Origin of the sequence: Nocardioides sp., from assembly GCF_036374615.1 — a bacterium.
Lineage (GTDB): Bacteria > Actinomycetota > Actinomycetes > Propionibacteriales > Nocardioidaceae > Nocardioides.
The window spans coordinates 1-4,886 of record NZ_DASUTK010000214.1 but is presented as its reverse complement, the minus strand read 5'-3'; the positions used below and the strand labels follow the sequence as shown (position 1 = coordinate 4,886).

The window sequence follows — 4,886 nt, the reverse complement described above, 5'->3', positions numbered from 1 at the left end:
GCCGGCCTCGAGGGCGGCGATGGCGATCTCCGCATGGGTGTGGCCAGGGGTGCACACGTCGACCAGGTCGATGTCGTCGCGCGCGACCAGGGCCTGCCACGGGGTCTCGGTGGACTCCCAGCCCAGCCGGTCCGCCGCGTCGGCCACGCGCCCGGCGTCGCGACCCGCCACCGCCGTCATCCGGGGATGCAGCGGGAGGTCGAAGAAGCGAGGTGCGTTGCGCCAGGCCTGCGAGTGCGCCGCACCCATGAAGGCATGACCGACCATCCCGACCGACAGCTCGTCTCCGAGGACACGGTCGGGGGACGCATCGAGGGTGCTGGTTGTCATGGATGCTCCTTCTTGCTCCGCGCTTCAGCGATCGGGACGTGAGGTCCGCGGCGGCTCCCGGTGGATGCGGACCGGGAGCCGCCGGGAGTCTGTCGGGGCTCGCGCGGCTACCGCCCGGCTTCGGCCAGCGCCAGCCCGGTGCCTGCGTCGAACAGGTGTGCACGGTCCAGGTCGACGGTGACGGACAGGCGCTCCCCGGGCGTCCCGCTGACGGTCGGCCGTGCCTTGACCTTGAGGATCTCCCCGCCGACCTTGACGTCGACGACCGTGCGGTCGCCGAGCGGCTCGAGCCCGTAGAGCTCACCGGGCAGGGCGGCGTCCCCACGATGCTCGACCGACAGGTCCTCGGCGCGCAGGCCGAGGAGCAGGGGGCGGCCCTCCTCCGCCGTGGTCCAGTGGGGGCGCGGCAGCGTCCACCCGTCCACGCCGACCAGGCGGTCGCCTTCGGCGTGGCAGGCGAGCAGGCTGATGCGGGGGCTCCCGACGAAGCTGGCGACCCACTGGTTGGCCGGTCGCTCGTACACCTCGGCCGGCGTCCCGACCTGCTGCACCCTCCCATCCCGGAGGACTGCCACCTGGTCGGCCATGGACAGGGCCTCCACCTGGTCGTTGGTGACGTAGACGAAGGTCCCGCCGAGGCTGCGGTGGATCCGGGTGAGCTCGGTGCGCATCTCGACCCGGAGCTTGAGGTCGAGGTTGGTGAGGGGTTCGTCCATGAGGAACGCGCGCGGGCGACGGACCAGGGCACGGGCCAGCGCCACGCGCTGCATCTCACCACCCGACATCTGCGCGGGCCGACGCTGCAGCAGACGTTCGATGTGCAGCAGCTTCGCCACCTTGTCGACGGCGGCGGCGATCTCTCCGGACGACGCGCGACGCGCCCGCAACGGCGAGGCGATGTTCTCGTACGCCGTGCGGCGTGGGTAGAGGGCGTAGCTCTGGAAGACCATGGCCAGGTCGCGCGCCGCCGGGGTGTCATCGGTGGCGTCCCTGTCGTCCAGGTGGACCGACCCCGCGTCGAGCTTCTCCAGACCGGCGATCGCCCGCAGGGTCGTGGTCTTGCCTGCACCCGACGGCCCCAGCACGACGAAGAACGCCCCGTCCGGCACGTCGAGGTCCACGCCGTCCAGGGCCTGCACCTCACCGAAGGCCTTCCGCAGTCCCTGCGCAGCCACGGCGCCCATCAGGCCACCAGCTCTTCCGTGCTCTTGTCGTACACGGGCGGTGTGCCGCCCGCGTGCCGCAGGCCGACCGGTGCGTCGGCGGCGAAACGGGCGGTCGGTGGCATCCGCACGCGGACGTCGCGCTCGCCGCCGTGGGCGACGACATAGATGATCTCGTCGCCCAGCGCCTCCGCCGAGACCACCCGCGCGGGGATCGATCGCTCCGCTCCCGGGACCGTGACCTCCAATGCCTCCGGCCGGACCCCGGCGACGAGGGAGCCGTCGCGAGGGAGGCCGGGGGGTGGTGTGAGGGTGAGCCCGCCCGGACCTCGCAGCACCCCGTCGGCTACCTCGACCTCGATGAGGTTCATCGGCGGGGAACCGATGAACGCGGCGCAGAAGAGGCTCGCCGGACGGTCGTAGACCTCCAGCGGTGTGCCGATCTGTTCCACCCGGCCCTGGTTGAGGATGGCGATGCGGTGACCGAGCGACATGGCTTCGACCTGGTCGTGGGTGACGTAGACCATCGTCGTCCCGAGCTCGGCCTGCAGGTGCTTGATCCGGGTCCGCATGTCCGCCCTGAGCTCCGCGTCCAGGTTGGTGAGGGGCTCGTCCATCAGGAACGCGCGTGGGCGGCGTACGAGCGCGCGCGCCAGCGCAACCCGCTGTTGCTCCCCTCCGGACAGCCGCTGCGGCCGCCGGTTCAGGAGGGGACCGAGCTCCATCATCTCGGCCGACTCCGCGACCCGCTCACGCACCTCCGGCTCGGGGAGTCCCTCGGCCCGCAGCGGGAAGGCCAGGTTGTCGCGGACCTTCAGGTGCGGGTACAGGGCGTAGAACTGGAACACCATGGCGATGTCGCGCTCACCGGGCGGCAGGTCGTTCACCAGCGTGCTGCCGATGCGGATGTCACCCGACGTCTGCCTCTCCAGGCCGGCCACGGCGCGCAGCGTGGTGGTCTTGCCGCAACCCGACGGACCGAGCATGACGAACAGCTCCCCGTCGCGGATGGACAGGTCGACGTGCTCCACCGCGACGGTCCCGTCGGGGTAGCGCTTGTGCAAGGAGGTCACCTCGATGCCCGCCATCAGCGACGCACCGCCCCGAGGGTCACGCCGGCGACGAGGTGCTTGCGCACCAGGTAGGCGAACACGAGCACCGGGATCGCGAACACCGTCGCGGAGGCGGCGACCAGACCCCAGTCCACCGTGGTGCCGCCGATGAGGCCGGCGATGGCCGGTGGGGCCGTGCGCACGTCCTGGCTGGACGTGAGGAAGATGGCGAACACGAACTCGTTCCACGAGAAGATCAGCGCGAAGACCGCCGTCGCGGCGATACCGGGCACGAGCAGTGGCAGGGTGACGCGCCAGAACGCCTGCAACCGGGTGTAGCCGTCCAGCATGGCGGCGTCCTCGTACTCCGATGGCACCTCGTCGACGAACCCCTTCATCATCCAGATCGTGAACGAGACGTTGAACGCGGCGTAGATGAGCACCAGGCCGAGCTTGGTGTTGATCAGCCCCAGTTGGCGGTACATCAGGAAGACGGGGATCACGACCACCACCGGCGGCATGAAGCGGGTGGACAGGATGAAGAACAGCTGGTCCTTCTTTGCCCGCAGCTCGAAGCGCGAGTAGGCCCACGCCGCCGGGACCCCGAACAGCGTGGCCAGCGCCGTCGATCCCCCGGCCACGATGACGGAGTTGAGGAACGCGACGGACAGGTCCGAGCGACCGCCGCCGGCGGCGACGAACGCGTCCTTGTAGTGGTCGAGCGTGACCCTGAAGCCGAAGAACTTGGCCGGGACGGCGTAGACGTCCCGGTTCTCCTTGATCGACGTCTCGAGGATCCACAGCACCGGGAAGAGCATGGCGATCGCCAGCGCGGCGAGCAGGACGACCTCGACCACCGCGCGGCCCCGACCACCACGGCGGGAGCGTGGCGGATCGTCGGGAACAGGACCGGTGGGCACGGCCTCCTGGATGGAGATGGCCATCAGCCCTCCTTGAGCTTGTTGAGGTAGCGCAGGTAGAGCTGCGCAAGGACGATGACGACCAGGACCATGAGGATCCCGTACGCCGAGGCGACGCCGGTGTTGAAGCCGAGGAACGCGACCTTGTAGACGTGGAACGACAGCGTCTCGGTGGACACCCCCGGACCCCCGCTGGTGAGGATGTACACGAGGTCGAAGAGCCGGAAGGCCTCGATGGCCCGGAACATCACGGCGATGAGCAGCAGCGGCCACACCAGCGGCAGGGTGATGTTGCGGAAGCGGAACCACTCCGACGCCCGGTCGATGGAGGCGGCCTCGTACAGGTACTTGGGCACCGCCGTCAGGCCGGCGAGCGCGATCAGCATGATGAACGGCGTCCACTGCCAGGTGTCGACCACGATGAGGGAGAGCAACGCGGTGCGCTGCCGCGTGAGCCACTCCACCTGCCCGAACCCGAGCGAGCCCAGCATGCTGTTGATCACGCCGAACTGCGCGTCGAGCATGAAGCGCCAGAACAGCCCGACCACGACCGGTGACAGCATCATCGGCACCAGGAACAGGGTGGTGAGCACTCCCCGTCCGTGGGTGCGCCGCGAGATGAGGTAGGCGATGGCGAAGCCCAGCACGGTCTGCAGGGTGACCGCACCGATGACGTAGATCAGCGTCGTCAGGGCCCGCTGGCGCACCTGCGCCGAGGTCAGGATGTCGATGTAGTTCTGCAGCCCGACGAAGTTGGCGGGCACGTCCCGCGTGGCCGAGTAGTCGGTGAACGACAGGTAGAGCGCCCACAGCAAGGGGAAGACGGACATCGCGAGCAGCAACAGCATCGCCGGGGAGATGAAGGCCACGGCGAGCCCGCGGTCGCTGAGGCGGCGGGACCGCCCCGGTGCAGGCGGCGTCGTGGACGCCTCCTGCACCGGGTGGTCGGTCGTCGTGCTCATGGGGTCAGATCACAGCCCGCCGCCGCCGCCGGAGTCCAGCACCTCTTGCTGCTCCGTGGCGATGTCGTCGAGTGCTTCCTCGGGGTCCTTGGCCCCGTTGAGAGCGGCGTTGACGTTGGTGTTCTCGATGTCGATGAGGCGGGCGTACTCGGGTACGTTCCACATGTCGCGCAGGCGGGAGACCGAGTCGGCGTACACCTGGCTGAACGGTCCGGCGTCGAGGAACTCCGACGACTCGAGGGCGTCGGTGCGCGACGGCACCCCGCCCGCGGCGGCCCATTTCTTCTGGACGTCGGCCTGCTCGAACCACTTCATGAAGTTCAGGGCCTCCGCCTGGGCCTCGTCGGAGGCGTAGGCCGAGATGTGCATGCCCATCCCACCGAGAGGAACGAAGTCGGTGTCCTGGGTCGGCAGGGTCGCGAAGCCGAGCTTGCTCTCGATCTCCTCGGGCGTGCTGCC

At 69.6% G+C, this 4,886-nt stretch carries 6 protein-coding genes; all 6 read right to left on the bottom strand.

Annotated elements, in window-relative coordinates; genetic code table 11:
* The coding region (locus VFZ39_RS16580; RefSeq protein ID WP_330866899.1) for a Gfo/Idh/MocA family oxidoreductase at positions 1-330 on the bottom strand (330 nt) is incomplete at its 3' end.
* A gap of 107 nt (positions 331-437) precedes the next feature.
* Positions 438-1,514, bottom strand: coding sequence for an ABC transporter ATP-binding protein (locus tag VFZ39_RS16575; protein WP_330866898.1), 1,077 nt, complete (start codon positions 1,512-1,514; stop codon positions 438-440).
* The gene (locus VFZ39_RS16570) at positions 1,514-2,581 is read right to left on the bottom strand and encodes an ABC transporter ATP-binding protein (protein WP_330866897.1); all 1,068 of its coding nucleotides are present in this window, start codon (positions 2,579-2,581) and stop codon (positions 1,514-1,516) included. The genes VFZ39_RS16575 and VFZ39_RS16570 overlap by 1 nt, the downstream gene beginning before the upstream one ends.
* Complete coding sequence (locus VFZ39_RS16565; RefSeq protein ID WP_330866896.1) at positions 2,581-3,489, bottom strand: carbohydrate ABC transporter permease; 909 nt, start codon at positions 3,487-3,489, stop codon at positions 2,581-2,583. The genes VFZ39_RS16570 and VFZ39_RS16565 overlap by 1 nt, the downstream gene beginning before the upstream one ends.
* Positions 3,489-4,427, bottom strand: a complete 939-nt coding sequence (locus VFZ39_RS16560) for a sugar ABC transporter permease (protein WP_330866895.1) — start codon at positions 4,425-4,427, stop codon at positions 3,489-3,491. The genes VFZ39_RS16565 and VFZ39_RS16560 overlap by 1 nt, the downstream gene beginning before the upstream one ends.
* Positions 4,428-4,436: 9 nt before the next feature.
* On the bottom strand, positions 4,437-4,886 hold a 450-nt coding region (locus tag VFZ39_RS16555; RefSeq protein ID WP_330866894.1), incomplete at its 5' end, for an extracellular solute-binding protein.